A 24,721-nucleotide genomic window follows, 5' to 3' on the forward strand; every position below is an offset into this window, starting at 1 on the left:
AATGAAACTTCATGAATCCGGAGAAGATTATCTGGAGGCTATCTTTGTCCTGCAGCAGAAAAAAGGCATGGTTCGATCTGTTGATGTGTCTCAGCATCTGGGTGTGAAAAAGCCCAGTGTATGCCACGCGGTTTCTATTTTGGAGCAAGGCGGCTTCCTGGTTAAAGATGAGGACCATTTCCTTCACTTAACTGAAACAGGCCGGGAGACGGCTGAGGCAATCTATGAACGGCACTGCTATTTTAAAAACTGGCTGATTGAGGCAGGTGTGGAGGATGCCACTGCAGAACAGGAAGCCTGCAGGATCGAGCATGACATCAGTGAGCAGAGCTTCCAGAAACTGAAGAGATGGAAGGAGCTGGGGCACCCTGAAGAGACAAATGGTGATTGAATTTCCAGAGGAACGGTTGCCGGAGATCTGCTGTATCAAGAGAAAACTCCAGACTCTGGAAGGTGTGAAAATCTTTATGGAGCCGCAGCAGATCCGATATCCGGGATTTTTCCTGGATACGCTCCAGCGTAAGGTCATGGTGGAGGAAAAGGAGGTATTGCTGACTGCCAGGGAATTTGATGTCCTCGCAGTCATGGCCAGACATCCGGGACGTGTGTATACCTATGCTCAGATCTGTCGTATGATCTATGGAGAAACGGATGTAGGGGAAGAAATGTACAGCAGTGCCTACTGTCTGATCAGCGGCCTGCGGAAGAAGCTGGAGAAGGAACCACGGCACCCCCGGTATCTTGATACCGTATATGGTGTCGGGTATCGGTTTGAGATTGCATAAATAATAATCGTTATAACCATCAAGGGGCGCTGCTTTTTACACAGCGTCCCTTGAGTTCATTCATAAGATATTTACAACATTTTTATTCTGGGAACGGCAAAGTCGGGCGATAGTAGCCATCCACATGAAGAGGAAGGACTACCGATCCGGCTTCGATTTTTTTAATCTGAACGTCATGGGAATAGCCCAGGACAACGCAGCCACATGAAACGTTTTCAATGCCTGATCGACCAGATGCCCGGTCAACGATTGTTTGTCCGCCCATTGTTCCAATCCGTGCATTCCCATTCAGGCGCAGAATATGGGCGTTGTCCAACATATTATGTATATGGCTGTTTTCATATACACTACGAATAAGCGAAATGCCTTTCATCTTATGGACGACTGCATTTCCACACAATTCACAGATTATGGAATGGTCAGCCAGATTTTGAATCTGAACGTTTCCACAAGCATATCGAATCAAAGAGTTCCCTGTGATCAACTCTGCCTGAGCGTGATCAGACATAGAATTTATGACAGAATCAAAACAATAGATTTCTGCATCTCCACAAACGTTCGTTACGTTACAGTGATACAAAATATGCTTACCGCTGCTGATCATCTTGATTGTCTCATTTGCCCGTAAGTATTTTTTCTGCCAATCCTCCAGTGCGGCAATTATTCTTTGTTGGATAGGTTTGTTCTTCCGTAAAGGTCTGTCAAGCCAGGAATCAGCAGAGAACATAGAAAAATCGATTTTCTGGTGCTTTGGACTGATCCACCATTTCCAGCAAGATTGATATAATGTGATAATTATGGGAAAGGTGCCCTCCTTGATATATCCGGAATCGGTTTTGGTTGCCAGAATATCCTGTACCCCTTTATCCCCTCTTGCTGTCGCATAACCTTCATTTTCAAATAATACAATACTAAATTCTAAATCCATTCTTTTCTCCTTTCTTGTGGGTGTTCCTCCGGAAATTTAATTCAATCCTCCTCTCCTGCTTTCAGGCATAAAAAAAGAGAATGATGCCGGGTGCTCATTCTCAAACTTCATACAGAAATCTCTGCAAAATAAAAAAAGCCAGAAGGTACTGCCCTGGTGGCAGAATATCCCTCTGACTGATTACAAACCTAAACAGCATATCCTTTTCCGGATAAACACAAATAATGATTACAAAATAAGTATATTACCATATATGGTATGTGTCAAACAAAAATACAACAAAATATAGTTTGGTTCGGATTTTTTCAATAAAAGTTGCTATTTACGCATCCCATACGTATGAAATAAGTAACAGAGCCATATGAAGCGTTAAGGGAAGTTTTAGTAGAACAAACAGAAAATCATCCACTCTGCGAAAATGCAGCCCTATTATTCTTATGAAAAGTAAAAATACAGGAGGAAATTACTATGGTAAAGAAAAAAGGCGTTTTATGCTATGACCGGGAATCTGGGAGGTATGACATCTACTTTGGAAACGGAAGCTATTACGGCGGTCTGCATTGTGGGGACTGCTTTGATGTGGAGATGGATGGAGACTGGGTGCCGGTTCGGATTGAAATGGATGATGATTGGTATCTTGTGGGAGTTCCGAAGATCCGGCTGGACGGCCTGACAGTCCGGGCGGATTGGTACGAATAATCTTGTCAGGAGGGCGAACATGAAAAAGGAATGGGTGAAACCTGAGATCAAGTTTATCACGGATCCGGATATTATCCTGGGATGCCTCTATGAAGTGTATGGACAGGAACAGAAGTCTGTATTGGCTGGGAAGAATATCCGGCATACGATGATCTTCCCTTTTCTCCGGATGCTGGCAAATAACACACAGGGAGATGTCAGGAATTTGGAAGCTCTGCATCAGCGGCTCTGGAAGATATATGAAAAAGAACCGGAAAAGCAGGTGTTTGTACAGCAGGGAGAGAAAATCCTGGAAGCTGTCAGGAAAGGAGAAGATGGTGGATGATTTCCTATGAAAAAGCAAAAATGGGGAAGCAGCTGATGAAACAATTCATTGCGGAAGGGGAACTGGAAAAAGCAGCGTTAATCGGGTTGATGTACCAGATGCCGATTCGGATAGGGGATGCGATAAAGCTGCGGAAAAGTGACCTTTCCGGGAGGAATGTTTTAAAGATCTCTGCCAAATATGGAAAACCTTATACGAACCGGCATGGCAATCCTTATCGGATCACCAGACAGCTGAGGAGTCTTCTAAATTCTATCAACAGGGACTCTGATTTCATCTTCACACGGAAGAAGGAGTATTATATACATTTATTCCACATATATTGGGGGTATTATCATCTAAATGACTTCCGGTGTGAATATTTGAGGAACGAAGAACTGCTTGGATGTCAGAGACGGAAGAAACAGTCCAAACCAGCCCAGCGCTTCACCGTTGAGGTAAAGGACGGGAAGCTGATTTTCAAAAGGGTGAGCGGCACCTAAGCTGCCCCCTGAAATCATCCAGATCGGACAGCGGAAAAAATCTGCTGTCCTTTTTGCGTTTTTATGCTGTGAAACGTATGGAATATATATAGGAAGCGTGTCAGAACCGTGCCATTTTCTGAACGCAACATAATAGCAATTATGTTGTGTTGGAGGCATGAAAGACAAAAGAAATCCTATCTGGACGCAACATAATTACACACATCTTACGGAGAAGTGAGCGCAACATAATCGCAGAGAGGAATGAGAATTGTGCCATTACTGGATGATTATAAAAAGTTCCTGAGAGAACGGGGCAAGTCAGAGAATACCATTAAGACCTATAGCGGTCATGTAAATGAATATTACCGGTGGTATATGGATACCTTCGGGGAGGCACCGACGCTGCTTTACCATACCAACATTTTGGATTTTCGCTCATACCTGCAGAACATCAAGAAGTTGAAATTCAAAAGCATTGATACGAAACTTTCTTCTTTGACCAGCTTTAATGAGTTCCTGGTGCAGATTGGAGTTCAGAAAGATCTGGTCATCACGGTAGAGGACCGGCTGAAATTCCAGCAGGAAATTGCAAGCCCGGCGGAAATAGAAAAGAAAGATGTGGAGGCGTTTCTCCAGAAGGTACTTGTGGATACCGGAAAGAGAAACTATGCGATTGCGGTGATCCTTGCATATGCCGGCCTGCGTGTCAGTGAGTGTATCAGCATCGGCCTGACAGATATTGACTTTCAGGCAAGGGAACTGCTGGTGACTGGAAAAGGCAATAAGCAGCGGATCGTATTCATCAATGACAAGATCATCCATGCAGTCCGGGAGTATTTGAAAGTAAGAAACTCCCAGTCTGAGTATCTGTTTGTCAGCCGGAATGGTGGAAAACTCCACCGCAGCAGTGTGAACCGATTTTTCAATCAGTGTTCGGACCGGATTACCCCGCACAAGCTCCGGCATTATTTCTGCTCTCATGCCCTGGAGATGGGATATACGATTGCGGAAGTCGCAAATCAGGCCGGCCATGCCAGCGAGCGGACAACGCTGATCTATACCAATACGAGCCGGGAACAGATGAAGGAGAAATCGAACCTGCTGTAAGTAACTATAAGAATAAAATTGCCTTTGTATAAACAGACAATAAGTTGATTATAATAAAAGTGTGAGGTATAATAATGACAAAACTAACGAAGGACGTGGAATGTATGGAGATGATAAGACGAAATTTGTATTTGAATAAGATACGTCCATTCATTGACCAGGATCTGATCAAGGTATTGATTGGCCTTAGAAGAAGTGGAAAGACGATCCTGCTCTCCCAGATCCGGGATGTCCTTTTGCAGCGGGGCGTTTCAGAGGAAAATATCATAGAGATCAACTTCGAGTCCCGGCGTTTTAAAAGGCTGGAGGATGCGGATAACTTCTATCAGTACGTCATGGAACGGGCAGAGCAGGCGGAGGGAAAAGTATATCTCTTTTTTGACGAGATCCAGCATGTGAAGGAGTGGCACTCAGTCATCCCATCCTTCCGGATTGATTTTGACTGTGATATCTATGTGACAGGCTCTAACAGCAAGCTGCTGTCCGGGGAACTGGCGACCAATATGGCCGGAAGGTATGTTTCTTTCCATGTGTATCCCTTTGTGTTGTCGGAGATACAGGAATTTTATGAGGTCAATGGCCTCCCATACACCAGGGAACAGCTTTTTACGGATTACCTGAAATATGGCGGTCTGCCGATGCGCCTGGTGTTGCCGGATGAACATTCTGTCCGCACCTATCTGGAGGATGTCTATGACTCTGTTGTGATGAAAGATATTCTCTCCAGGTATGCAATCCGGAATGAGAGCCTGCTGAGGAAACTTCTGGAATTTCTTCTGGACAACATCGGAAATCCGTTTTCCGCACGCTCGATCAGCCGATCCCTGCTATCCGCCGGGCAATCGACCACCGTGGACACGGTGCTGAATTATATTGATAAGCTGCAGGCTGGAATGATCCTCTCAAAAGCGGAACGATATGATATTAAGGGGAAAAACATCCTGGCATCCACAGAAAAGTATTATGCCGGTGACATCGGGCTTCGCAATGTGAGCAAAACCAGCGAGCAGATCGACACAAGTAAGCTGCTGGAGAATGTGGTATATCTGGAAATGTTAAACCGGGGATATGAGGTGAAGGTAGGGAAACTGGATACCCAGGAAATTGACTTTGTATGTTACAAAGGACAGAAGAAACTCTATATCCAGGTGGCCTATGTATTGTCAGAGGACTGCATAGATAGAGAATTTGGAAATCTGGAGAAGATCGATGACAACTATCCCAAATATGTGATCAGCAGCGACATCGTTGATCTGAGCAGGAAGGGAATTGTCCATTATAATATCATTGACTTTCTGCTGGATGGGAAAGATATATAAATCAGCAAAAAAGGAGCCGTCCGTGAGGGCGGCTCCGAGTCGTCATTTATGGGGGAATTAGGCTGACCTGTTAGTGAGTATTTATACGAATACCATTCGGGGAAAAGGCAGGAGGATAAATGCACATAAGCTATAAACCTCTCTGGCAGACGTTGATTGAGCGCAATATGAAGAACGAGGACTTGCGGATTTTCTCCGGTCTTACCACGAATATGATTGCCAATATGGGCAAAGCACGAATATCAGCATGGAAACGCTGGTTCGTATCTGCGAAGCCCTGAATTGTGGCATTTTGGATGTGATTGAGTTGGAGCAGGATGAAATCAACGAAAGCGATCAATATTAAAAAACTTTTAAGACTTATGATAGTAGAAATTTAAGGCGTACTGCTATAATATTAAGAAGGACATCGTTTTTTTGAGGGGGATACAGCGTATGAAAAACTTTTTGAAGATTTTCGTTTTCCTTGAGATATTGCTATTCGCATACATTTTCAATAGCTCAATCTATAATATATATGAAAAAAACAATATTGCCGCTGATAATTTAAGTGGTTATATGCTTGAAGAACCATCTCCGGAAATACTCAATCAATTTTACAATACATTCATTGAGAATTATCCAAACAACAAGTTAGAAATCATAAACAATACACTTACTACGACAGATAAATCTGTTTATGATTTATATTGTTATCCCATTGATGAATTTTCACAAAAGCAACCCGTATCCAGCACAATCGAATTGCAGTTTTACAAACTCACAAAAGAGGATTTTTTGGATAGTGTCGGTGTCTTTTACACAGATTTATCTGATGAAGAAATAAGTCAGCTCGCAACGCAATTATCTACACAAATAATCAAATATGAAGATGAATCTATTCCGTATAGTATGATATTAGAATTAAATCTTTTTAATTTTCTCATTTTATTCATTGTCATTCTGATAATATACGGTATTTATACATCTTATAGTTTAAAAAGAATCGGCATCAAAAAGAGTATGGGTTTTTCCACCTTGCGTATATTGAAAGAACAGATCATCAGCATAGTAAGGTATTACTCTCTTGTGTGTTTTGCCTTGTTGGCTGTATTGAATTTGTATTACGCTTTTACAAACCGCTTTGATTTTTCCTACTTGATTATGAGCATATTCTTCTTTGGAATTATCTTAGTTGTAAATGTGTTTTGTTTGCTTCTTACGAGCGTTTTAATAAAATTTGTTCGTTTGGAAGCAATGATAAAAAATAGAACATTAAACAAAAGTACCAATGTGATTGTCCAGTTTATAAAAGTTGCGTTTTCTGTTGTAATTGCTATTACTATCATCTCTTTGCTTGAACAAAGCGGGGAATTTACGAAAAGTCAACAGGCGGTTTTAGATTATAAATATCTTGATGGATATTATACGGCCAACGGGTTTAATTCAGCAGAACATGATTATGCGTTAGAAAATCCAGAACGATTTGAAGAATATTCTAATTCGATGTTAGAACTGTATAATAACCATCACGCATTGTTATGTGATTATGCCGGTAGCAGTGAAGCGCAAGGGCCATTTGGTGAGTCTCGTCCATATTATGTGCAGCAAACTATAATTGCAAACGAAAACTATTTAAAAGAATTTGCAAATATACACGTAGACGGAACTTCATTAGACGAAAGTGCTTTTGCCACACCAACTGTATTGATTCCTGATATGTATAAAAATGACGAAAGCCTTATAAAAGAACATCTTGTCGGAGAATATGATTTGTTGCTGAACTATAATCAAAATTACGGGATACAAGAAGAAACACGTACAAACGATTTTAATATTGTTTATATTGATGATAATTCTACTATAAAGGTCAATACAGAGGAAGGCTTTTCGGATATAACTGGCGGTATTATCATTGTCGATACAGGAGATTTTGGAGGCCTTTATTATTTAGATTCTTTAAATAATAGAAGTTTGTTCTTTTCAGTACAATCAAGAGAAGAGTTCTCTGCCCTGTTAATTAAATATGATCTGGCACAGTTAGTCGTGGCAGGAACATTGTTGACTCCGTATTTAACACGATTAGAAAGCGTAACGTTTGTACTTAAAACCCTTACGATGTTCGCTATTGTATTTGTGGTTTCACTGGTGTTTATCTTATATATTTCAAATTATGTAGATGTTTTTGTTAACCGGAAACGATATGCTTTAAAAGAGATTATGGGCTTTTCTCATTTAAAAATACTAAAGAGCCGTTATATTGTTTTGGCAATAGAAATAATCGTATCAGTAGCCCTGACTGCAATAAATTATTACTTTGTATGTTTTTTTGCAATCATGCTGCTGGACTTCCTGTTTTGTGAATTGCTATATAAGGCTTATATCAGAAAGGCTTTATATGAAATCGAAAAGGGGGCATAAGTATGTCATTGATTGTATTGAAAAATATTAAAAAGGAATATGGGAAAAACCAAGTTTTATTTAATGATTTGTCTTTAGAGATAGACCAAGGAGAATTTGTTGGTCTCATTGGAAAAAGCGGTGCAGGCAAAACAACACTTCTAAATATCATCGGGCTGATTACTGATATATCGGCGGGAACGATAGCGATTGGCAATTACAAAAATTTGTCCATGAAAAGTAAAAACGCTATGCTCCTAAGGCGACATACCATAGGTTATCTTTTTCAAAATTACGGGTTGGTAGAAGATGAAAGTGTATTATGGAATTTAAAATTGGCTCTTGAATACAAAAAAATGAGCAAGGGAGAAAAACTAAAGAGAGTCAATAAGTATTTAAAACAGTTTGGTTTGAGCGAAATGCTCAACAAAAAAATATATCAGTTAAGTGGAGGTGAACAACAACGTGTTGCTATTATTAAGTTGATTTTACAAGGAAGTAAAATCATATTAGCTGATGAACCAACCTCTGGACTTGATAAAGATAACGAAGCAATAGTGATGTCGCTTTTAAAAAAATTGAATGAAAGAGGAATTACCATAATCATGGTAACTCACAATCTGAACTTGTGCGACTATTTTTCTAGAGTAATAGATGTAGAAAAATATAGGTAAGACATTTAAAAAGAAGGATAAAGCTGATTGTATATTACAAGGTAAGTAGGTACGGATGATTAGCTACTTACAAGAGAATAAATCCACGATGCAGTCTGGGATGACATCCCTGTAAGTGTGGATGCCAAGGTTGAGTGTATGATTTACAGCATCCGGAAGAAGTTTCGGGAGTATACTGACAGGCAATACATTCGGACTGTCTGGGGTGTAGGCTACAAATTCGATCCGGAAACATAGAAAGGAGCCGTCCTTGAGGGCGGCTCCAAGTCATTTGTTATTTGCTTTTCTTCTTCGGACACCATGCCGGAGAGGTCTTTAGCGGAACCTCATCGGACCAGGCCTTTCCATAATCCAGGAATCCGGGAGCTTTCGACATTCTATGTTCCTGAAAATAATCTAAAATATAATGCTGATCCGGATGCTGACAGCGAAAAGAAGCCCGGATGTTACCGTAGGGACGAAAGGAATTGCAAAATTCACAATCACTGCATTTTATCTTTTCTTTCATATTCGATCACCTCATTATTCTATTCGGATTGCCTGAGTACATAAGAGCTTCCGCCACGCTGATCTGAAATGTCTCTTCAAACCAGTGCCAGATTTCTTCCCGGTGTGTTCCAGCTGAAAATCCGTGCCAGGCTTGCTCAATACATTCTGTTTCCGGGTTCATAGGGATGTCTCCAAATTCTGTCCAGAGACGCCGGATGCTGTCCGGCAGGTACAGGATGGTAAGGGTAAAGCAAGACTCGGAAAACAGGGGGATGAGGATACGGCTGTAGACCGTCTCCCAGTCGCCGCCTGCAAGCCCGCATCCCAGATAACCGGGAATGGCAATCTGCGACAATTCCCGCTGTGCTGCCAGGAACATCATGGCAGTCAGGCTCTGTCTCAGTGCTGCATAATCGGTATCTAATCCTCTGCCTGTGGGAATATTCTCGGCAAACAGATGTGCCACATACTGAGTGGCGCCGGTATCCATCCGCAGCATCAAAGAGCAGAATCCTAAAAGTTCCTCTTTATTCTTCCTGCAAATCTGCTGATATGCTCGATACTGTTCTGCCGTCAAAATACGATGCCGGATCTGCCTGGCTACGCCTGCCCCCATAACACCCTGGCAGTTGACCTGGTGGGCGATAATGGCAGCATCAGAACGAAGCAGATCCCCTTTCCTTTCTTTGATCATAGATTTCCTCCATTTGTTTTTAAAGATATTCATAGGTTACATTTTGGCTCTGGCACCATTCTTCCACCAGCTTCAGGTTTAGCGGGCTGTGCGCCGGGTGCCGGGAAATCCAAACCGAAGGTTTAGGGCTGTGATACCATAAATCTTCCGGAGCCGGCCCTTGCGTATCCTCGAACAGAAGGACGACAGGACGTTCCAGAAATTCTTTCTGCCGTGCAGATAACCCTTCCTTCTCCCGGTAACGGAGCCGGTATCCGAGCTGGCATTGACTGTATTTGCAGCGTTGGAGCTGGACCTGGATACAGGGATGAATAGAAATTCCCCCGTTATCCATATAGGCCAGATAACCTGGCTTGGACCGATTGACCTGCTCAAAAGGGATATTGTCATGGTTCTGAACTGGCAGCATGGCGTTTTCCTTCTGAAATGCTATTTGAGAAAAACCAAATGTATCACAGAAATAGAAACGGCTTTCTCCCGGTGAGTGCTGTATTTCCAGAATGTCAGAGACTGACATGGAATGTCCGGTGAAACCGATCTTTTCCAAATAGCGGGCATCCGCTTCATCTTTGCGGTTGAATATCCGGTAGATTTCTTCCAGCGTGGCGACTTCCGTTTCTCCGCAGAATACGGATTCATAAATTTCTGCAGGCGGTGATGGATACCCGGCTTTTTGAAAATAGGAAAGGGGCATAAACATCAGCCGGTCCTGATCCAATTCCGGGATGATCTGATAGATCGTTATTTTCATAAGGTATCGTCCTCCTTTGCAAAAGAAGGACCTCCCTGGTTGGAAGATCCTTCGTAATCATTATGGTTATTCGTTACACAATTCTTTTTCATAGTTCAGGAGCTGCTCCCAGGTCAGCCATTCCGGTTTCCCGTCAGCAGGAAGCTCCTTCCACAATTCTTTCATACGGTCAATATGATGCTGGGGATCACTTTCGGATAAGATGGTAACGCTCCGGTTCCCGTAGCCGAGAAAATATTCGCAGTCACGCTGCATCCGGCTTAACATCATATACTGGAACTCATACGGGGATCTTCGGAACGGTTCTGGCTCAAAGGTATATTCCTGCTGGATGTGGGATACTGGTTCCCCATCCAGGTCGTTCCTCGTAGTAGAATATAAGTCCGGGGTTTCGGATTTCCCCAGGTTAAGGTCTTTCCAGAACTGTCCGTACTGATCCTCATAAGTTGGACAAGAAAAATCATCTATGCCGATGAATTTCAGCGTCAAGACCGTCGATTTTTTCTCTTTCATAATTTTTGTCACTCCTTCTCAAAAATATGGGCTGCCTGCAACTTAAACCAGAAATCACATTTTTCATCTTCCGGGAAGCGACCTCTTTTATCCGGAATTATGACTCGTAGAACCTCTTGGCCGTACATCTGATAAGTGTCCAGACGAATCGGGACATGGGGAAGTAAATCCTCCACCAGATCTCCGGATTGAAACTGTTTCCCATCTGCCACTTTTTTCATCAGTTCTTTTAAAAGGTAATGGATTAAAGCAGGAGGCAGCTTCAGAATCACCTGGAACTCTGGATGCTGATACCGGTTCATTCCTTCGGTATGCACATTATTAAGAGGAAATTCTTTTTCTGTTATGTCACAAATAATCTTATATCGTTCTTTTTTGTTCCATTTCCAAAGACCACTCATGCTGTTTCGTCCTCCATTTCCAGGCTCCATTTCAGCTTTTCTCGTACATCCATAAGGATAAGCCCTAACTGGTTTTCTCCGTGGCCGTTGACCTTGCCCCAGAAGTAATCGCCCCAGGTATTGCCTTCTATGAGAAGACTGTTTCCTGTGGCAAGCAGGGCATCCCGCAGCTTTGGGTTCTGCATGAATTTACACATACAGATTTCATACATCAGGGAAATCTTTACCTTATCCCAGTCCGGGCGCAGCGTGAGGTTCTTTCCACGCTTTTTGGCTTCTGCCGGATTGTGCAGGCGGAAAATAGAGAATTGCTGCTGCTCTTTTGCACAGCAGGTCTTCTGCGCCTGGAAAGCTGCTTCATTATTGGCGTAGGTCTGCCCCATGTAGGTAACAGGAGCCGGATAAAAATTACTGAGAAATGCGTATTTTCCTGTAAAAGAGGAGATGACATTCCTGTGAGTTTGTTTATGGATAGTTTCTTTTGGTTGATCATTGGATTTCATGCACATTCCTTTCCGCACAAAAAAAGGAACCGCCTATCCTATAGGTAGTTCCCTTCTTAAACAAAGTGCTTAAATCTTCAGTTTGTCTGTAATTCTTTTTGTTCCTGTTCTTCGTAGAACCGGTCTGCGATATAGCCCGCTGACTCCGCCCAAAGCGTATTCTCGGTATTCTGCAGAGCCTGATACGTCTTAGAATGGTAAAAGGCTCCGGCGGCATCTTGGAAAGAAAGATGGCTCCGTTCCTTGATGATGTCGATCACATCCCGGATCTGGATACACAGGTTCATCGTGATATCTTTGTTATTGAAAAAATATTTTCCTTCCATAGTTTACGAAACCTCCCTTCGGGATTCCAGCGTCAGGTGCTCCAGGGCAAGGGGCGTATGGAAAGACACCTGGTTGTTGACTTTATTATAGCGAAGCCTTTCCACTGCTTCCTCGGCTTTTAAAATACCTGACAGGTATAACTGCACAGTCTCCATTGTATTGTCGTCTGCAACAGGCCCTACGACCACATCATAAGCGTGCTGGATGCCGCCTTTCGTGCGGTTTTCTTTGATAAACTCCAGCCACTCCCGATCCAGAGCAGCAAAGTGCTTGATCTTCAGGTCCTCTGTCTGGTGGAACAGGTAACGGTAAACATATCTGCCGCCTTTGTGGGAGCGCAGATAAAGACGTTTGGCCCATTCCTCCGCCTGGCTTTCCAAGACGGTACAGTAAAATCCCCGGCCAAAGTCACGGCGATTATGGGATTTTCCCAGGTCAATCTCATCAAATGCGATGTTGGAACCGTGGTAAAGCACCAGTTCCGGAGCATTTTCTTTGATGATTTCCTCCACATATTGAAAAGTCTCTTCTATATCTAATTGATGAAGCATTTCGTGCTGTATCAGGATTTTTTCAAAAACCTGATGCTTACAGAAAAGATCAAAGACGTCCCCCTCAGACAGATGATGCTTTTGTGCGTAATACTCGACTGCTTGTACAGATAAGATTTCCACATCGGATTGAATACTCATACTCATCATTGCCTCCATTTGCCTCTATTATACCCAAAGGAAACGGGATGTTCAACGCAAAAAACAAGCGTATCTGCCCTTTCCATACTGCCAGACAGGTAATTTTTGGAGAAGCTGCTTGTCAGGCAGCTTCCCCAAGTGGATCATGTACAATCTTATGCAATCATTGCTAAAAACTCTGCTTCTGACAGGATCGTGACGCCAAGAGCCTGGGCTTTGGCCAGCTTACTGCCAGCTTTTTCCCCGCAGATCAGGTAGTCGGTCTTTTTGGATACCGAGCTGCCCGGCTTTGCGCCAAGCGCCAGGATCTGGTCGTTGATCTCTGAGCGGGTAAAGTTTTCCAGCTTTCCGGTTGCTACGATAGTCTTTCCTGCAAATTCAGTATTTTTTGCCATAGTGGTTTCTTCCTTTCTTTCTTCAAATGTAAATTCTTTCTGTAACGTGTCCCAGAGCATCAGGTTTTCTTCATCCGCAAACCAGTCATGGATGTTCCGGTTCAGTGTAGCGCCAAAGTCCTCTAACTGTGTGAAGTCATAGTCATCGGTGGCAGCCGCCCGGAAGGCATTCAGACTGCCGGAGAATACGGTATCCAATACCCGGCTTTTTGTACGGCCTACCATGGGAATATCCATGCTGACCACATAGCGGACAAAGATGGTGCTGCGGCTGGCCTGAATTGCGTTCCAGAGCCGGTCAAAGGATTTCTCCCCGAACCCTTCCAGCCGGATGATTTCTTCCCGGTGCTGATCCAGATGGTAGATGTCATGGAAGGTCTGAAGGTATCCCAGATTCAGGAATTTCTCCAGAGTAGCCTCACTTAATCCTTCAATATTCATGGCTTTCCGGCATACGAAATGGACGAATTTTTTCAACTGCTGGCTTTCACAGGATGGATTGCTGCAGTGTACGGTTTCAATGATCCGTCCTTTTTCTCCTTTTTTTCGATGGAGTTCTGTTGGAGCGCCGCAGCACGGGCAGATAGCAGGGGCTGCATCCCGGTAATGTCCACGGTCCAGGTTCTCCTCTACATGGGGAATGATCATGTTCCGTTTGGATACCAGGATACGGCATCCCGGCACCAGCTCCAGTTCCCGGATAAAGGTGAGGTTATGAAGCGTGGCCCTGGATACGGAGCACCCATCAATCTCCACGGTGTCAAAGACTGCCACAGGTGCCAGTTCCCCGAAACGGGAAGGCGTCCATTCAATACTCTGGAGAACGGTTTCATAGGTTTCGTCCTCAAATTTGAAAGCAAGTCCGTCCTTGTAGTGATGTCCGGTTCTTCCGCAGCTTGCGGAATACGCCAGGTCATCGAAGATCAGTACCATTCCGTCAATGGGAAGATCCAGTGTTTCTGCCTTCTCCTTCAGGTCCTGGATACGAAGTTCCATGTATTCCGGTGAAATCTGATTGGGGTTCAGAGGAATATACGGGCAGGAACCAAAGCCCAGCTTTGATAACTGGTACAGACGTTCCTCCCGGCTGTTGCTGTGTTCTCCCTCATCCAGCCCGTCCAGTACGTTGAAGGGAAGGAAGGTGACACAGCGGTCCTTGCAATTCTCAGGATCCAGGCTTCGCACAGATCCGGCAGCCAGGTTCCGGGCGTTTTTATAAGGTTCCCCGTTCTTGTCCCGGAGTGTGGTGTTCAGCCGTTCAAAATCCTTTCTGTGTATGAAGGCTTCCCCGGTGACAACCAGCCGCTCTTTATAAGAGATAGCGAGTGGCACATTCTCAAAGGCGGGAATGTTATGGGTGATATCTTCGCCAATCTCTCCGTCTCCCCGTGTGGATGCCTCTGCCAGCCAGCCGTTTTCATAGGTGAGTTTTACCGTAAGGCCATCCAGCTTCAGCATAAGCAAAGCTGCGTGATTGCCGCAAAAACGGCACAAATCTTCCACCTGCTTTGTCTTATCCAAGGACAGAAGCGGATGGGGATGTGGTACTTTCTCCAGTTCGCTGACCGGCGGGTAGCCTACGGTCTGGGTTGGGGAATTGGAGTAGATGATCCCTGTTTCCTTTTCCAGACTTTCCAGCTGCTCGTACATCCGGTCATACTCCGCATCGGAGATTTCCGGTGCATTCAGGTTATAGTAGGCGTGCCGGTGCCGGTTGAGCGTCTGAACCAGTTCCTTGATCTTGTCTGCTGTATTCATTGTTCTGTTTCTCCTTTCTGTTACCATGTCCATCCGGAGCATTGAAAAACAACCCTCCTTTCCAATGTTCAGGCATAAAAAAAGAGAATGACGCAAAATGTTCATTCTCTGACAGCGTGCAGTTCTCTGCAAAATAAAAAAAGCCAGAAGGTACTGCCCTGGTGGCAGAATATCCCTCTGACTGATTACAAACCTAAACAGCGTGTGATAAATCCTTTCCGGACAGACACAAAATATATGGTACAGATTTAGTATAACACTAGATATAGTAGTGGTCAAATAAAAAATAGCTTTACACACCTATATATAGCATAACAAATAAGCAGAACCCCTTTGTACGTCAGGTTTTGACAGAAAAATCCTCTTGACGAAAGAACATATGTTCGCCATAATATAAGAAAAAAGGAGGCGAACATGACTTTGGGAAGAAGAAACGTTATTTTTCATATTGATGTAAATTCCGCATTTCTGAGCTGGGAAGCTGTTTACCGCCTCCACCATTTAGGCGGGAAGGAGGATCTGCGGGAAAAGGTGTCTGCTGTTGGCGGTGATATGGCAATGCGGCACGGGATTATTCTGGCCAAATCTATTCCGGCCAAAAAGTTCCATATAAAAACGGGAGAAACTATTCTGGAGGCGAAACAGAAATGTCCGGAGTTGATCCTGGTTCCGCCTAACTATGGGCTATATGAAAAGTGCTCCAACACGAAATGCTTGGGACCGTAACCGGATAGAGAAGGTGCCGTCCGGATTCCGGACGGCCCATACACCGGGCATCCTGGCGACAACAAACATAGCAGCTTAAAGACAATTCATGAGAGCAGTTTGATGACAGCTCATGAAATCAGCAACACAGATACAACCTGTTACCGGAAGTGTAAAAGTTACTGGTACTGCTGATACCGATGTTGTATTTACGGATATTGAAAGCGGAGAAACTTATGCAATAGGTTACATTACTTCTGGGACAGGTGGCACAATTAAACTTGAACGAGGAAAATGGTACAGGGTTGAAGGTGTTGGAGAACTTACAGTGAGACCAGTTAATGTTCGTATAGAATAACAACTCCTAATCCGTTTTTGACCGCCATATTTATTACATAAATTTAATCAAACGTAAAAAGAGCCGTCCATAAGACGGCTCGATGTCATTTAGTCCAGTTAGGCTTATCAGTTGGAACTGATAGAAATCTCAAACAGAGGGAGTCGGCTGTTCTTCGGGAACCTTCAGCTCCAGTTCCGCAATCTGCCATTCCATCCAGTCTCCATGTACAACAGCAGTAGCAGACCAGCCTTCCAGAAAGCTGTATTCCCGGTCAGAATCTTCTTGCTCTACCCCGTCCAGGGCGTTTTCATAGGCGGCTTTCATTGCTGCGTACACTTCCTCATAGTCGGTACTGACGATTGGATCTGTCAGACCGTCCGTATACCCGTGTAAAACATAAATCTTCATTGGTATGTATCCTTTCTGAGAGATTATTGGTAGGGATTGATGAACGAGTGGATATATACCTCCTGTTCGTCCAATGTCTTGGTCAGTGTTTCCAGTGTGTCGGCCTTGTAGCCGAGATCCCGGAAATGCTGAAGGAGTACATTTTCAGAAGAAAAGGTATCTCCATATTCTAATTTTTCCCAGAGAACCAAACCGCTGGGCGTAACAACAGATGTATCGCCGGTCACGCAGTATCGGTCAGAAAATGCAATCCCGTCATCATCGGTATTAAAAAAGATCCCGCAGCCTGGTTCTATACTTTCCATGACAAATTGGATCCCGTAGGCTGCTGTAAGTGCTGTATAGGCGTCATGAAGCGGTCTCCATGCGGTATCCAAGGAAAGCTGGACCGCATGATCCGTCCGTTCCATGGCGACAACAGTTCCTCTCAGGTTGATCCCCTCCGTAGAAAGTCCCGCATGGAGAAACAACCGTTCTATCTGTCCCAGATCATCTTTATAACCAGGAGTAATGGAGGCCTGCAGATCTTTCCAGAGAGCCTCAATTCCCTCTGTATTGTCATCTGAAAAAAAGTACACATCGTCACAGCAGATATTTGCCATCAGTCATCCTCCTTTCAGGCGGCCTCCTTTTCACGTCCGGGCCAGGTAATATGGCACTCACATTCGGTCAGCTCAGGATCGTGCTCTAAAGCTCCATAAACTGCCTCCCGCTCTTCGGCGGAATCATATTCCTTGTCCAGTTTAATGACTTCTGCCTGAATAAAGGGAGTGTTTGTATACGAGGCGGTAACAATGCCGTCCTCCATGATCAGCACCACACGGGGCGCCGGTTCTGGATGCGGGCGCAGTTCGCCGTTTAAAATCTGTTTCTCGATTGCATCGATCACGTTCTCCATCGTAACATGATAGGAAACATTGCTGTCCTCCAGTTTCTCATACAGTTCATAGGCTGTACACAGGATATCTGTCTCATGTTCCAGTGTCTGATAAGGAAGGTTACAAAGTCCGATCCTGTCTTGTCGCCGGTCTTCGCATTGCCCGATAAAATCCTGGAAAAAGCAATGCTTTTTGTAGATTTCATGCGCTTCCCGTATTTGCGGAAAAGTTAGTGCAAAAGCGAGTTCTTCTGGTGTTTCATTTCTTTCTAATATCATAACTATTGTTCTCCTTTCTGAAGGAGGGCTGCGCCTGGCAGCACAGCATCCTCCTGTTTCCTGTAAATCAGTAATGTTCCCCGCAGATCCAGCGGCTGGTCTATCCATCCCCCGTCCTGGTAGATCTGTCTGGTCAGGGTATTATAGATGACCGGCGTTTTTTCGATATCCGCAAGGTCAGCCACCAGACAGGTTTCCCGGTCAATATAGGGCCAGAGTGCCGCTTCGATCTCTTCCCGCAGCTTCAGTGCCATCCGGTGGATCTTCGACACGTCATAGTCTCTGGTCAGGCTTTTTCCAATCTCCTTTGGAATCCGGGAGCGGTCAATGGCAGCCTGTACCACAGCTGTCTGTTCATCCAGAGAAAAATTCGGATTGATCAGAAGGTGGTGGCAGGCGACCAGAAGGACAAATTCCTGGACGCTTTCCCGGATCTGCGCCTTCAGCTCCTCATAAGGAATACGGTATACGCTCTTTAAAGTTTCCAGAGGAACCCGTTCCCGGTTGAGCTTTAGGGTGGAGAGCAGCTTTTGCAGGCTGCTCCCCCGTTCATAAATATCAGTCAAGCGCACATCACCTCAATCTCTGCCGGACGGCGAGCATAGGTCAAATAGTAAACGGTGTTTTCAGTTTCAAATACGACGCCGTCCTGCGATACCTCCAGGATCTGCTGGACCAGGGAAGTAGACAGGGACCGGGAGCCTGTTAGGATCCAGGCCCGCTCGTGCAGACGCAGGGTCAGGCTGAGAGTGGCGGTCAGATGGATCTGTGTCTTTTTTACTGGCATAGCCGTGATTTTTTCATTCGTCATAAAAGAGTCACACCTCCATTCCATCCAGACTCCGTACTTTTCTGCGGAGGCGGTAGAACCGGCTGTGTACCCCGTGGGATGTAATATTACAGATCTCGGCAATTTCGTGGTAGGTGTAGCCGTCCGCCTGCAGATGGACCACCTGGCGCTCCTTCGGCGTCAGATAAGCCAGAAGCGCCAGCAGGCGGTTCCGGTCATCCATTGCCTCTGCCAGACGTTCCTGCCGGACAGGAAGGAAAACGTCCAGTTCAACGGTATCTTCCTGATACTCCTCCAGATAAGCCCGGCTCATGGGCCGGTTCTGTTTTTTCCATTCCGTTGCCAGTGCATCCCGCATGGCGATGCGGGCGATGGTGGAGAAGCGGTACTGCTGAAGTTCCGGTTTCTCCAGATAATCCTGTACGGCTTTCAGATAGCCAAAGACAGCGGTATCGTAGTAATCCTCGATATTCAGGTGGCGTCCGTTCAGATACTGATAGATAAAATCATGGTGCTTCTCTGCGAAAATTCTCTGTTCTTCTGTTAATGGGTGCAATGCTTTCATAATCATTCGTCCTTTCTATTCATTCGGTTTGAATTTCCGGGTAATCATGTTTGCTATCAGGCGTGTGCAGTTACACTCGGCGCCCGATAAGCACCGTCCTGGCTCCGGGATCAGCAATAGCGCTGCTTTTTTAGAAGCCAGAGCTAAAGTGACCGGAAACAGTGCGGCAACCTTCCGGGAGTAGTCGGGAACTGGCGGGCAGAGGCCCGATTGAGAAAAGATTTCTTTGCTCTCTTCGATACAAGAACGCAGTTCCTCTGTGATCTGTGCACCTTCTGGCAGATAGCAGCCTTTGGATGCCAGTATGCAGTCAGTGCTGCTGATGGCAAGCCCGCAGCGGATGTTCTTATAGAGAGGCTCCAGGAAATCCCGGAGTTCTTTGGAACCGGTATTCCGGGGCGTACACTTCCGGATGCGGATGGTTGTCCCATCCGTGGCAATCTCCAGGGTGCTGCCGCTGCGGATGCCTGTTTCTTTGCGGATATCCGCAGGGATGATGATGCGCCCCTGGGTATCCATGTTTCGTATCACGGCAATACTCATAAAAACCGTCCTTTCTCTTACGTCGGAACAGAAAAAGAAGCGGGGCTTCCGCTTCCTTTCCTGCATGGCTGTATCGTGTTTTCTATGCTGCGTATGGGTAAGGCTGCCGCTGCATCTGCTGGCGCTGGGCCTGCTGATTTGCGAGCATCTCTTTCCCGTTTGAGATCAGCGGCGGGGCAATGCAGCGCTCCCACTCGCTCACATACACATCCACCCGCTTTAAGAGCAGGTAGAGATCCATGTCCGTGAGCTGGATAAAGGCAGATTTGTCCATCTGAAAGCTGCCGGACTGCATATAGGAGCCGCCGTTTCGATTCTGTACTTTGATCCCCCTTCCGTTTATGATCTGGATCCGCCACGGGTTCTTCATTTCCCTGCCGTCGGATGCCCGAGCGTGCCTGGAAATGGAAAACTGCTGTGCGGTGGAGTACCCATACTGATCGGGTTCCCCAAAGATCTTGCTGGTACTCCATTCAAATTCCTGAAAGCCTGCGGTGAGGCGGGTGAGGAAAAACTGCACCTGCTCCGGGCTTAAATGGAACCGGGTGATGATATTGCGTTCCCCGGTACCGTTGGAATAATCCTGGATAGATACGCCGATGAGAGAGTGAACCTTATGGTTGTTCTCTGAGAACTCTCCCTTGGCGTGTATCTGTGCATAGCTGCCAGGCAAAGCGGCCCGCAGCCGGTCATGAAAAGAAATCAGTTTTTTGTCATTCTGGACCTTACAGATCTGGTCCGATGCCAGATTCTGATAAGACTGGCTCATAAGTTATCCCTTCTTTCTATGATTTATTTGAGGTACTGTTTAACGAGGAGCGTCAGGTTTTTCGGCAGGTCATCCAGACGGGTAATGTCCAGAAACCCTTCCTGATAGATGCGCTGGATGGCATCCTTGTCCTCGCCAATGGCTGCCGCAAACAGAACAATATTCTGTCTGGCGTATTCCTTCTTGATTCCCCGCAGGTCCGCCTCTGCCTCCGTGCCGCGATAACCGGTATCGGCTGGCTGACCGTCGGAGATCAGGATCAGAAGTTTCCGGTTCTCCGGTCTTTTGGCCAGATGCTCTGCAACAAAGCGGAGCGCTGCGCCGTCCCGGTTGCCGCTGCGGTCTATCATATCCATCAGCCGGTAGCGGTCATTCTCGTCCACAGAGTCAAACTCCGCATAGGAATAAAGGGCCACGCCCCGGTAATCCGTGGAATGGCCATAGATGGTCACCGGGATCCCCAGGCTGACACAGAAGTCATAAAGGACAATGGCTGTCTTTCTGGCATGAGTGATACGGTCACCCCAGCCCATAGATCCGCTTTCGTCAATCAGGAGCCCTACTGCCAGCCGCTGTTCATCGGCCGGGAGCCTGGTCCGGATGAAGAAAGAACCGTCCTGGTGATGGAAGGAGCGCATATCGAGCCGCCGTCCATACAGAAGGTTCTTCTGCGTTCCGCCTTCCGCCTCCTCTTTTAAGAGAGGAAGGATGGAACTCTGCAGGCGTTTTGACGCCCTGAGAAGAGGAGGTGCAACTTCCTCATACTGCCGGATCAGCCGGTCTGGGATGTCCTGTACCCGATGAATGGTCACATGGATACCGGCATGGGCATTTCCGTAATGGATATCATTTGCTGCTTTCTGTAATTCTTCTGTCAGCTGCTGCTCATAGGCTGCCTGCGCTTTTTCTGTTGCGGCTTCATTTAAGACACGGGCAATATCTGATGCCGCATCCTCATAGCCGGTGCCGGCATACTGGGATGCGTAGGTTACGCCCGGATCATTGCCGTCTAAAATAGCGCTGGTCTTGGCAAGGGCAATCCGCCCGCCTTCCTCCGCCATCACTTTTTCCGCTTCCTTCAGGCTTTCCTGACGGCCTTTGGAAGAAAAGAAATCTGCGTCTTGCGGATCGGCGCCTGCGCCTCCTTTGGCTGCAGGGATATTTTTTGCCTCCCCACCGCCTTTTCCCAGAGGAATGGGCGTGCCGCCTGCAATCTGCTGATCCAGAAGATCCTGAAGTTCTTTTGTTGCTTCCAGTTCATCCTGGTGTTCCAGTCTTTCCCGCATTTCTTCTACCAGCGGTTTGATAAAGTCCCAGAACAGGACAAGCAGGCAGTTTGTCGCAGTCAGCCGTTCTTTGATCGATGGTGCTTCCAGCGCCGTGTCGATATACTCCATACCATCGGCCAGCACATCCAGGTATTCGCTGTCGCTGTGGAAGCGGTTACTGATGGTGCCGGACCGGCAATAGGCCAGAAGCAGGTTGGTGGCAATCGTAAACGGCTGGTAGTTCCGGCTGAGCTGTTCGTGAAGATCCGGGATCTGCTCCAGCATCCGCAGGTTATTGAGCTGGATACCCTTTCGGAAGCTGCCGGGAAAGGCAGCACACATCCTTGCTTCAATATAGATGTCTTCCAGGATGTTCTGAAGAGAAGCCGCACAGGTCTGCAAGGTCAGAGATACGGCCTTGTCTTTTTCCTGCAGGGCGTCCAGGATTTCCGTCTGGTTTTTCTGATAGGCCGGTAGCTCCACGGAAGGATCTTCCGGGTAAAAAGAGCCGTTCCCCAGGTTTGTCAGGTAAAGGTTCCGGGTGGTGAAATCCGTAAACAGAAGATGTGCCGTCTCATGTCCGGTCATCCCTACCAGGCTCAGCGCCCGCAGGAAGCGGGACGGAAAGCTCTGGGTAACACGGTTTGCTGCGTTCAGGTAGATCTTATAAGAGTCTGTGTAAGCCAGTGCTGCGCCATCGGATTCGTCCCAGGAAATCAGTGCCTGCAGGCCGTAGCAGTAACGCCCGGTAGCAGCACGAGCCTGAGAGGTCAGATACTGATGGAAGGCAGAGGACGTAAAAAATTCCTGATCGGTAATGGAAGATTCCTCTTCCCGGATCATCTGCTTTAATTTTTTCTGGTTGCTGTTCAAAATTCTATTTCCTTTCTATGAGATTTTTTGTCAGCAGGTCTTCCACGGAGCAGCCGTAATAATCTGCCAGTTTCAGGACAGCATAGGCAAGCGGAGTGGCCCTGCAGTTTTCGTAATTCATAATGGTTTTTGGCGGCAGGTGTAAGATCCGTGCCACCGCTCTTTGGGAAAGCCCGCCCTGAGATTTGCGTAAGTAGGACAGGTTTTTTGCAAGAAGTGCATACATTTCTGGTTCTGTAAGAGGCGTTTTACCCACTGGATCGCCTTCTTTCTTTTCAGGACGGCAGGACAGTATCCAGACAGCTTTCCTCAACCTCCGCGCGGCTGATGGCATCTGCCGTAGCGGAAGGCAGGATGGTGTAATGGGCCGCCTCCCGGATATCGCCGCAGACCATATAGGACTGCACCCAGGAAATCAGTTCCCGGACACCGCAGCATCCATCTGTGATCAGGTTTTCCCGACAATATTCCGAGATGGAGTGGACGATCCGTGCCATTGTCTGAACGGTCTTTTTCTCTTTGCAGCCGGTAACGCCAACCACCCGTTCCACCAGTGTCTCCTCATCCGGCTCCATCAGGTCGATGAGCATACTCATACGGGAGATTACGGACTGGTTTAAGGGCTTGCAGCCAGCATAGTCATTGTTGGTTGTTACGACGATCACCATGTCCGGATGCCGCTGTACCGTCTCTCCGTTGGGGAGAAATACACTGTTGCACCGGTCCATCAGGGAGTTTAATCCCACCAGCACACCGGGATTTGCAATGACCGTCGGCTCCTGGATCTCTATCAAGTATCCGTTCCGTATTGCTTCCACCAGCGGCGTATCTACATAGCGGAAATGCTGCTGGCTGGTTTTGGAGGCGTAGTATTCGTGCATCTCATCAAAAATAGTATCAATGAGCTGCTTGTAGACATCATCCTCGGAAACCGTTTCATCATAGGTTCCTGTCAGTTTTTCATAAGCGCCGGCAGGATCCAGCATGATATCCTGGAAAGACGGATACTGCCGCTCCAGGGCAGTGCGCTTCCCGTCCACATCCGGCAGGATCTGCCCGAGCAGATCGAATACTTCTGTATTTGCGGAGCAGGTCAGGCACCGGTAGGGAAGATGAAGCCCGGAAGCAACTGCTTTGGCTCCTTCCGTTTTTCCCGTACCGGCAGGGCCACGCAGAAGAAAGTTCCGCATGGGCTGTACCGTGTCCGTAGTGACTTTTGCGTGTTCACAGATCCGTTTGACTTCCTTCGGGATGATATACCAGTCCGGCAGTACCGGGACGGTCAGTTCCTCCTCCGGAGTCAGTACACGGGCAGGTGACAGGATATACTGTCCCACAAAATCCGCTTTCGCTATGACTTCCGCTTTCTTCTTAAAGGTGTTGCCGGGTTTCAGTACCTGGAAAGCCCCGTGGATGATTTCCGTAGGCGCATAGGTTCCCGTTTGAAGAGCCAGCGGCTTCAAAAGCGGGATGACACCATTGGCAGCAATATCCGTGCGGATTCCTCCCGTTGCGAGCGTATCACTGTATCGGATCCGGCGGTAAGCATTGTCACAAAGGACAGCCGCCGTTTCTGCCGCCTCGTCCATGTCCGGATAACCGGCTGCACGGTATTCTTTTAACTGCTGGTATTTCTCATTGAACTCCTCATCGGAAAGAAACGTAGGCATCAGAGCGAATAACAAAGCAGTTCCTGTATTCTCGGAATCTTTGAATACATATTTCTCCGGTGTATTTTCTGTATCCGGCGGCACCGTGTACTTCCCGGCAATAAATTTCCCGTTTGCAGGGTTATAGACCACCACATGAAGTTCTCCGGTACGGCTGGGATATTCTGCCACCGTATAGGTATTGGTCTGGCTTCCGATTGCGCCCAGTTCCTCTGCCGACTTCCCGCCTGCGGACTCCTCCAGTTCCATGTAGGTCAGGACGGCCTGCAGTGTAGCCGCATGGAGGGTGCTTCTCTTCTGCGGCTGGGTACAGTATTTGGATGCGATATTCTTAAACACGGCGTCATCCGTATAGTCTTTGAAAGGTTCCGGGAGCGTGCGCTGGAAGGTCCAGCTTTCCACTAATTTTCCACTTGCCATCGTTGCTTTTC

At 46.4% G+C, this 24,721-nt stretch carries 32 protein-coding genes and 2 pseudogenes; 13 read left to right on the forward strand and 21 right to left on the reverse strand.

The window, feature by feature from the left end; genetic code table 11:
• Nucleotide 1: 1 nt before the first annotated feature.
• Complete coding sequence (locus B5G33_RS02895; RefSeq protein WP_087416670.1) at nucleotides 2-391, forward strand: metal-dependent transcriptional regulator; 390 nt, start codon at nucleotides 2-4, stop codon at nucleotides 389-391.
• A complete protein-coding gene (locus B5G33_RS02900) occupies nucleotides 381-785 on the forward strand; it encodes a winged helix-turn-helix domain-containing protein (RefSeq protein WP_087416671.1) in 405 nt (134 codons plus the stop codon). Before B5G33_RS02895 ends, B5G33_RS02900 begins: the two co-directional genes overlap by 11 nt.
• 82 nt (nucleotides 786-867) lie before the next feature.
• Here B5G33_RS02900 and B5G33_RS02905 read toward each other — a convergent pair whose 3' ends face one another.
• Complete coding sequence (locus B5G33_RS02905) at nucleotides 868-1,713, reverse strand: hypothetical protein (RefSeq protein WP_087416672.1); 846 nt, start codon at nucleotides 1,711-1,713, stop codon at nucleotides 868-870.
• 468 nt (nucleotides 1,714-2,181) lie between these two features.
• Between B5G33_RS02905 and B5G33_RS02910 the strand changes: the two genes are divergently transcribed.
• The 9 genes and pseudogenes from B5G33_RS02910 to B5G33_RS22710 all read left to right on the forward strand — a co-directional run bounded on the left by B5G33_RS02910 (nucleotide 2,182) and on the right by B5G33_RS22710 (nucleotide 8,917).
• Nucleotides 2,182-2,412 carry a DUF5348 domain-containing protein gene (locus B5G33_RS02910; RefSeq protein ID WP_087162982.1) on the forward strand — a complete coding sequence of 77 codons (231 nt, stop codon included), beginning with the start codon at nucleotides 2,182-2,184 and terminating at the stop codon, nucleotides 2,410-2,412.
• A 19-nt stretch (nucleotides 2,413-2,431) separates the two neighbouring features.
• A complete protein-coding gene (locus B5G33_RS02915; RefSeq protein WP_087200876.1) occupies nucleotides 2,432-2,737 on the forward strand; it encodes a hypothetical protein in 306 nt (101 codons plus the stop codon).
• Nucleotides 2,734-3,219: a hypothetical protein gene (locus B5G33_RS02920; protein ID WP_087416673.1), complete on the forward strand. Its 486-nt coding sequence runs from the start codon at nucleotides 2,734-2,736 to the stop codon at nucleotides 3,217-3,219. The genes B5G33_RS02915 and B5G33_RS02920 overlap by 4 nt, the downstream gene beginning before the upstream one ends.
• A 243-nt stretch (nucleotides 3,220-3,462) precedes the next feature.
• Entirely contained in the window at nucleotides 3,463-4,308 is an 846-nt protein-coding gene (locus B5G33_RS02925; RefSeq protein ID WP_087416674.1) for a tyrosine-type recombinase/integrase, read from the forward strand.
• A 104-nt stretch (nucleotides 4,309-4,412) separates the two neighbouring features.
• Entirely contained in the window at nucleotides 4,413-5,627 is a 1,215-nt protein-coding gene (locus tag B5G33_RS02930; RefSeq protein ID WP_242974459.1) for an ATP-binding protein, read from the forward strand.
• Nucleotides 5,628-5,746: 119 nt separating this feature from the next.
• Nucleotides 5,747-5,973, forward strand: a pseudogene (locus B5G33_RS02935) (helix-turn-helix domain-containing protein).
• 89 nt (nucleotides 5,974-6,062) lie between these two features.
• Complete coding sequence (locus tag B5G33_RS02940; RefSeq protein ID WP_087416676.1) at nucleotides 6,063-8,027, forward strand: hypothetical protein; 1,965 nt, start codon at nucleotides 6,063-6,065, stop codon at nucleotides 8,025-8,027.
• 2 nt (nucleotides 8,028-8,029) lie between these two features.
• On the forward strand, nucleotides 8,030-8,680 hold the full coding sequence (locus B5G33_RS02945; protein ID WP_087416677.1) for an ABC transporter ATP-binding protein: 651 nt from the start codon (nucleotides 8,030-8,032) through the stop codon (nucleotides 8,678-8,680).
• A gap of 81 nt (nucleotides 8,681-8,761) precedes the next feature.
• Nucleotides 8,762-8,917 carry a helix-turn-helix domain-containing protein gene (locus tag B5G33_RS22710; protein WP_087416678.1) on the forward strand — a complete coding sequence of 52 codons (156 nt, stop codon included), beginning with the start codon at nucleotides 8,762-8,764 and terminating at the stop codon, nucleotides 8,915-8,917.
• Nucleotides 8,918-8,954: 37 nt separating this feature from the next.
• On the opposite strand, the gene B5G33_RS02955 is transcribed toward B5G33_RS22710, so the two are convergent.
• From B5G33_RS02955 to ligA, 9 genes are all read right to left on the reverse strand, one after another.
• On the reverse strand, nucleotides 8,955-9,188 hold the full coding sequence (locus tag B5G33_RS02955) for a hypothetical protein (protein ID WP_087416679.1): 234 nt from the start codon (nucleotides 9,186-9,188) through the stop codon (nucleotides 8,955-8,957).
• A gap of 6 nt (nucleotides 9,189-9,194) precedes the next feature.
• A complete protein-coding gene (locus B5G33_RS02960) occupies nucleotides 9,195-9,863 on the reverse strand; it encodes a macro domain-containing protein (RefSeq protein WP_158229570.1) in 669 nt (222 codons plus the stop codon).
• A gap of 19 nt (nucleotides 9,864-9,882) precedes the next feature.
• Nucleotides 9,883-10,614 (reverse strand): YodL domain-containing protein, encoded by a 732-nt coding sequence (locus B5G33_RS02965; RefSeq protein WP_087416681.1) that lies wholly within the window; start codon nucleotides 10,612-10,614, stop codon nucleotides 9,883-9,885.
• Nucleotides 10,615-10,680: 66 nt separating this feature from the next.
• Complete coding sequence (locus tag B5G33_RS02970) at nucleotides 10,681-11,127, reverse strand: LPD11 domain-containing protein (protein ID WP_087416682.1); 447 nt, start codon at nucleotides 11,125-11,127, stop codon at nucleotides 10,681-10,683.
• Between the two features lie 8 nt (nucleotides 11,128-11,135).
• The gene (locus B5G33_RS02975) at nucleotides 11,136-11,528 is read right to left on the reverse strand and encodes a DUF4262 domain-containing protein (protein ID WP_158229571.1); all 393 of its coding nucleotides are present in this window, start codon (nucleotides 11,526-11,528) and stop codon (nucleotides 11,136-11,138) included.
• Nucleotides 11,525-12,031, reverse strand: a complete 507-nt coding sequence (locus B5G33_RS02980; RefSeq protein WP_087163006.1) for an NADAR family protein — start codon at nucleotides 12,029-12,031, stop codon at nucleotides 11,525-11,527. The genes B5G33_RS02975 and B5G33_RS02980 overlap by 4 nt, the downstream gene beginning before the upstream one ends.
• 77 nt (nucleotides 12,032-12,108) lie before the next feature.
• Nucleotides 12,109-12,357: a hypothetical protein gene (locus B5G33_RS02985; protein ID WP_054353166.1), complete on the reverse strand. Its 249-nt coding sequence runs from the start codon at nucleotides 12,355-12,357 to the stop codon at nucleotides 12,109-12,111.
• Nucleotides 12,358-12,360: 3 nt separating this feature from the next.
• Nucleotides 12,361-13,050 carry a DUF3990 domain-containing protein gene (locus B5G33_RS02990; RefSeq protein ID WP_204247327.1) on the reverse strand — a complete coding sequence of 230 codons (690 nt, stop codon included), beginning with the start codon at nucleotides 13,048-13,050 and terminating at the stop codon, nucleotides 12,361-12,363.
• 155 nt (nucleotides 13,051-13,205) lie between these two features.
• Nucleotides 13,206-15,203: an NAD-dependent DNA ligase LigA gene (gene ligA, locus B5G33_RS02995; protein ID WP_242974461.1), complete on the reverse strand. Its 1,998-nt coding sequence runs from the start codon at nucleotides 15,201-15,203 to the stop codon at nucleotides 13,206-13,208.
• Nucleotides 15,204-15,617: 414 nt separating this feature from the next.
• Here ligA and B5G33_RS03000 point away from each other — a divergent pair.
• Nucleotides 15,618-15,905 (forward strand): annotated as a pseudogene (locus B5G33_RS03000) (Y-family DNA polymerase); the annotation flags it as partial.
• 136 nt (nucleotides 15,906-16,041) lie between these two features.
• A complete protein-coding gene (locus B5G33_RS03005; RefSeq protein ID WP_242974467.1) occupies nucleotides 16,042-16,266 on the forward strand; it encodes a hypothetical protein in 225 nt (74 codons plus the stop codon).
• A 129-nt stretch (nucleotides 16,267-16,395) separates the two neighbouring features.
• On the opposite strand, the gene B5G33_RS03010 is transcribed toward B5G33_RS03005, so the two are convergent.
• From B5G33_RS03010 to B5G33_RS03060, 11 genes are all read right to left on the reverse strand, one after another.
• Nucleotides 16,396-16,656 (reverse strand): hypothetical protein, encoded by a 261-nt coding sequence (locus B5G33_RS03010; protein WP_087317435.1) that lies wholly within the window; start codon nucleotides 16,654-16,656, stop codon nucleotides 16,396-16,398.
• 23 nt (nucleotides 16,657-16,679) lie between these two features.
• The gene (locus tag B5G33_RS03015) at nucleotides 16,680-17,258 is read right to left on the reverse strand and encodes a hypothetical protein (protein ID WP_087317433.1); all 579 of its coding nucleotides are present in this window, start codon (nucleotides 17,256-17,258) and stop codon (nucleotides 16,680-16,682) included.
• Nucleotides 17,259-17,272: 14 nt separating this feature from the next.
• Nucleotides 17,273-17,812: a hypothetical protein gene (locus tag B5G33_RS03020; protein ID WP_087317431.1), complete on the reverse strand. Its 540-nt coding sequence runs from the start codon at nucleotides 17,810-17,812 to the stop codon at nucleotides 17,273-17,275.
• 2 nt (nucleotides 17,813-17,814) lie between these two features.
• Nucleotides 17,815-18,378, reverse strand: coding sequence for a hypothetical protein (locus B5G33_RS03025; RefSeq protein WP_087416684.1), 564 nt, complete (start codon nucleotides 18,376-18,378; stop codon nucleotides 17,815-17,817).
• On the reverse strand, nucleotides 18,375-18,623 hold the full coding sequence (locus B5G33_RS03030; RefSeq protein WP_087416685.1) for a hypothetical protein: 249 nt from the start codon (nucleotides 18,621-18,623) through the stop codon (nucleotides 18,375-18,377). The genes B5G33_RS03025 and B5G33_RS03030 overlap by 4 nt, the downstream gene beginning before the upstream one ends.
• 7 nt (nucleotides 18,624-18,630) lie before the next feature.
• Complete coding sequence (locus B5G33_RS03035; protein ID WP_158229572.1) at nucleotides 18,631-19,167, reverse strand: sigma-70 family RNA polymerase sigma factor; 537 nt, start codon at nucleotides 19,165-19,167, stop codon at nucleotides 18,631-18,633.
• A 15-nt stretch (nucleotides 19,168-19,182) separates the two neighbouring features.
• Nucleotides 19,183-19,710 (reverse strand): AbrB/MazE/SpoVT family DNA-binding domain-containing protein, encoded by a 528-nt coding sequence (locus B5G33_RS03040; protein WP_158229573.1) that lies wholly within the window; start codon nucleotides 19,708-19,710, stop codon nucleotides 19,183-19,185.
• Between the two features lie 82 nt (nucleotides 19,711-19,792).
• Nucleotides 19,793-20,479 (reverse strand): hypothetical protein, encoded by a 687-nt coding sequence (locus tag B5G33_RS03045; RefSeq protein WP_087416687.1) that lies wholly within the window; start codon nucleotides 20,477-20,479, stop codon nucleotides 19,793-19,795.
• Between the two features lie 23 nt (nucleotides 20,480-20,502).
• On the reverse strand, nucleotides 20,503-22,620 hold the full coding sequence (locus B5G33_RS03050; RefSeq protein WP_204247328.1) for a nitric oxide reductase activation protein NorD: 2,118 nt from the start codon (nucleotides 22,618-22,620) through the stop codon (nucleotides 20,503-20,505).
• Nucleotides 22,621-22,624: 4 nt separating this feature from the next.
• A complete protein-coding gene (locus tag B5G33_RS03055) occupies nucleotides 22,625-22,876 on the reverse strand; it encodes a helix-turn-helix transcriptional regulator (protein WP_242974469.1) in 252 nt (83 codons plus the stop codon).
• Between the two features lie 19 nt (nucleotides 22,877-22,895).
• Nucleotides 22,896-24,710: an AAA family ATPase gene (locus B5G33_RS03060; protein WP_087416689.1), complete on the reverse strand. Its 1,815-nt coding sequence runs from the start codon at nucleotides 24,708-24,710 to the stop codon at nucleotides 22,896-22,898.
• Nucleotides 24,711-24,721 lie beyond the last annotated feature (11 nt).

Source organism: Blautia sp. An81 (assembly GCF_002161285.1).
Taxonomy (GTDB): Bacteria; Bacillota; Clostridia; order Lachnospirales; family Lachnospiraceae; genus Blautia; species Blautia ornithocaccae.

What these genes read in the sequence shown, in the direction of transcription:
- B5G33_RS02895 (WP_087416670.1), top strand. Translation starts at nt 2, where the DNA reads ATGAAACTTCATGAATCCGGAGAAGATTATCTGGAGGCTATCTTTGTC.
- B5G33_RS02900 (WP_087416671.1), top strand. Translation starts at nt 381, where the DNA reads ATGGTGATTGAATTTCCAGAGGAACGGTTGCCGGAGATCTGCTGTATC.
- B5G33_RS02905 (WP_087416672.1), bottom strand. Translation starts at nt 1,713, where the DNA reads ATGGATTTAGAATTTAGTATTGTATTATTTGAAAATGAAGGTTATGCG.
- B5G33_RS02910 (WP_087162982.1), top strand. Translation starts at nt 2,182, where the DNA reads ATGGTAAAGAAAAAAGGCGTTTTATGCTATGACCGGGAATCTGGGAGG.
- B5G33_RS02915 (WP_087200876.1), top strand. Translation starts at nt 2,432, where the DNA reads ATGAAAAAGGAATGGGTGAAACCTGAGATCAAGTTTATCACGGATCCG.
- B5G33_RS02920 (WP_087416673.1), top strand. Translation starts at nt 2,734, where the DNA reads ATGATTTCCTATGAAAAAGCAAAAATGGGGAAGCAGCTGATGAAACAA.
- B5G33_RS02925 (WP_087416674.1), top strand. Translation starts at nt 3,463, where the DNA reads ATGAGAATTGTGCCATTACTGGATGATTATAAAAAGTTCCTGAGAGAA.
- B5G33_RS02930 (WP_242974459.1), top strand. Translation starts at nt 4,413, where the DNA reads ATGGAGATGATAAGACGAAATTTGTATTTGAATAAGATACGTCCATTC.
- B5G33_RS02940 (WP_087416676.1), top strand. Translation starts at nt 6,063, where the DNA reads ATGAAAAACTTTTTGAAGATTTTCGTTTTCCTTGAGATATTGCTATTC.
- B5G33_RS02945 (WP_087416677.1), top strand. Translation starts at nt 8,030, where the DNA reads ATGTCATTGATTGTATTGAAAAATATTAAAAAGGAATATGGGAAAAAC.
- B5G33_RS02955 (WP_087416679.1), bottom strand. Translation starts at nt 9,188, where the DNA reads ATGAAAGAAAAGATAAAATGCAGTGATTGTGAATTTTGCAATTCCTTT.
- B5G33_RS02960 (WP_158229570.1), bottom strand. Translation starts at nt 9,863, where the DNA reads ATGATCAAAGAAAGGAAAGGGGATCTGCTTCGTTCTGATGCTGCCATT.
- B5G33_RS02965 (WP_087416681.1), bottom strand. Translation starts at nt 10,614, where the DNA reads ATGAAAATAACGATCTATCAGATCATCCCGGAATTGGATCAGGACCGG.
- B5G33_RS02970 (WP_087416682.1), bottom strand. Translation starts at nt 11,127, where the DNA reads ATGAAAGAGAAAAAATCGACGGTCTTGACGCTGAAATTCATCGGCATA.
- B5G33_RS02975 (WP_158229571.1), bottom strand. Translation starts at nt 11,528, where the DNA reads ATGAGTGGTCTTTGGAAATGGAACAAAAAAGAACGATATAAGATTATT.
- B5G33_RS02980 (WP_087163006.1), bottom strand. Translation starts at nt 12,031, where the DNA reads ATGAAATCCAATGATCAACCAAAAGAAACTATCCATAAACAAACTCAC.
- B5G33_RS02985 (WP_054353166.1), bottom strand. Translation starts at nt 12,357, where the DNA reads ATGGAAGGAAAATATTTTTTCAATAACAAAGATATCACGATGAACCTG.
- B5G33_RS02990 (WP_204247327.1), bottom strand. Translation starts at nt 13,050, where the DNA reads ATGAGTATTCAATCCGATGTGGAAATCTTATCTGTACAAGCAGTCGAG.
- ligA (WP_242974461.1), bottom strand. Translation starts at nt 15,203, where the DNA reads ATGAATACAGCAGACAAGATCAAGGAACTGGTTCAGACGCTCAACCGG.
- B5G33_RS03005 (WP_242974467.1), top strand. Translation starts at nt 16,042, where the DNA reads ATGAAATCAGCAACACAGATACAACCTGTTACCGGAAGTGTAAAAGTT.
- B5G33_RS03010 (WP_087317435.1), bottom strand. Translation starts at nt 16,656, where the DNA reads ATGAAGATTTATGTTTTACACGGGTATACGGACGGTCTGACAGATCCA.
- B5G33_RS03015 (WP_087317433.1), bottom strand. Translation starts at nt 17,258, where the DNA reads ATGGCAAATATCTGCTGTGACGATGTGTACTTTTTTTCAGATGACAAT.
- B5G33_RS03020 (WP_087317431.1), bottom strand. Translation starts at nt 17,812, where the DNA reads ATGATATTAGAAAGAAATGAAACACCAGAAGAACTCGCTTTTGCACTA.
- B5G33_RS03030 (WP_087416685.1), bottom strand. Translation starts at nt 18,623, where the DNA reads ATGACGAATGAAAAAATCACGGCTATGCCAGTAAAAAAGACACAGATC.
- B5G33_RS03035 (WP_158229572.1), bottom strand. Translation starts at nt 19,167, where the DNA reads ATGAAAGCATTGCACCCATTAACAGAAGAACAGAGAATTTTCGCAGAG.
- B5G33_RS03040 (WP_158229573.1), bottom strand. Translation starts at nt 19,710, where the DNA reads ATGAGTATTGCCGTGATACGAAACATGGATACCCAGGGGCGCATCATC.
- B5G33_RS03045 (WP_087416687.1), bottom strand. Translation starts at nt 20,479, where the DNA reads ATGAGCCAGTCTTATCAGAATCTGGCATCGGACCAGATCTGTAAGGTC.
- B5G33_RS03060 (WP_087416689.1), bottom strand. Translation starts at nt 24,710, where the DNA reads ATGGCAAGTGGAAAATTAGTGGAAAGCTGGACCTTCCAGCGCACGCTC.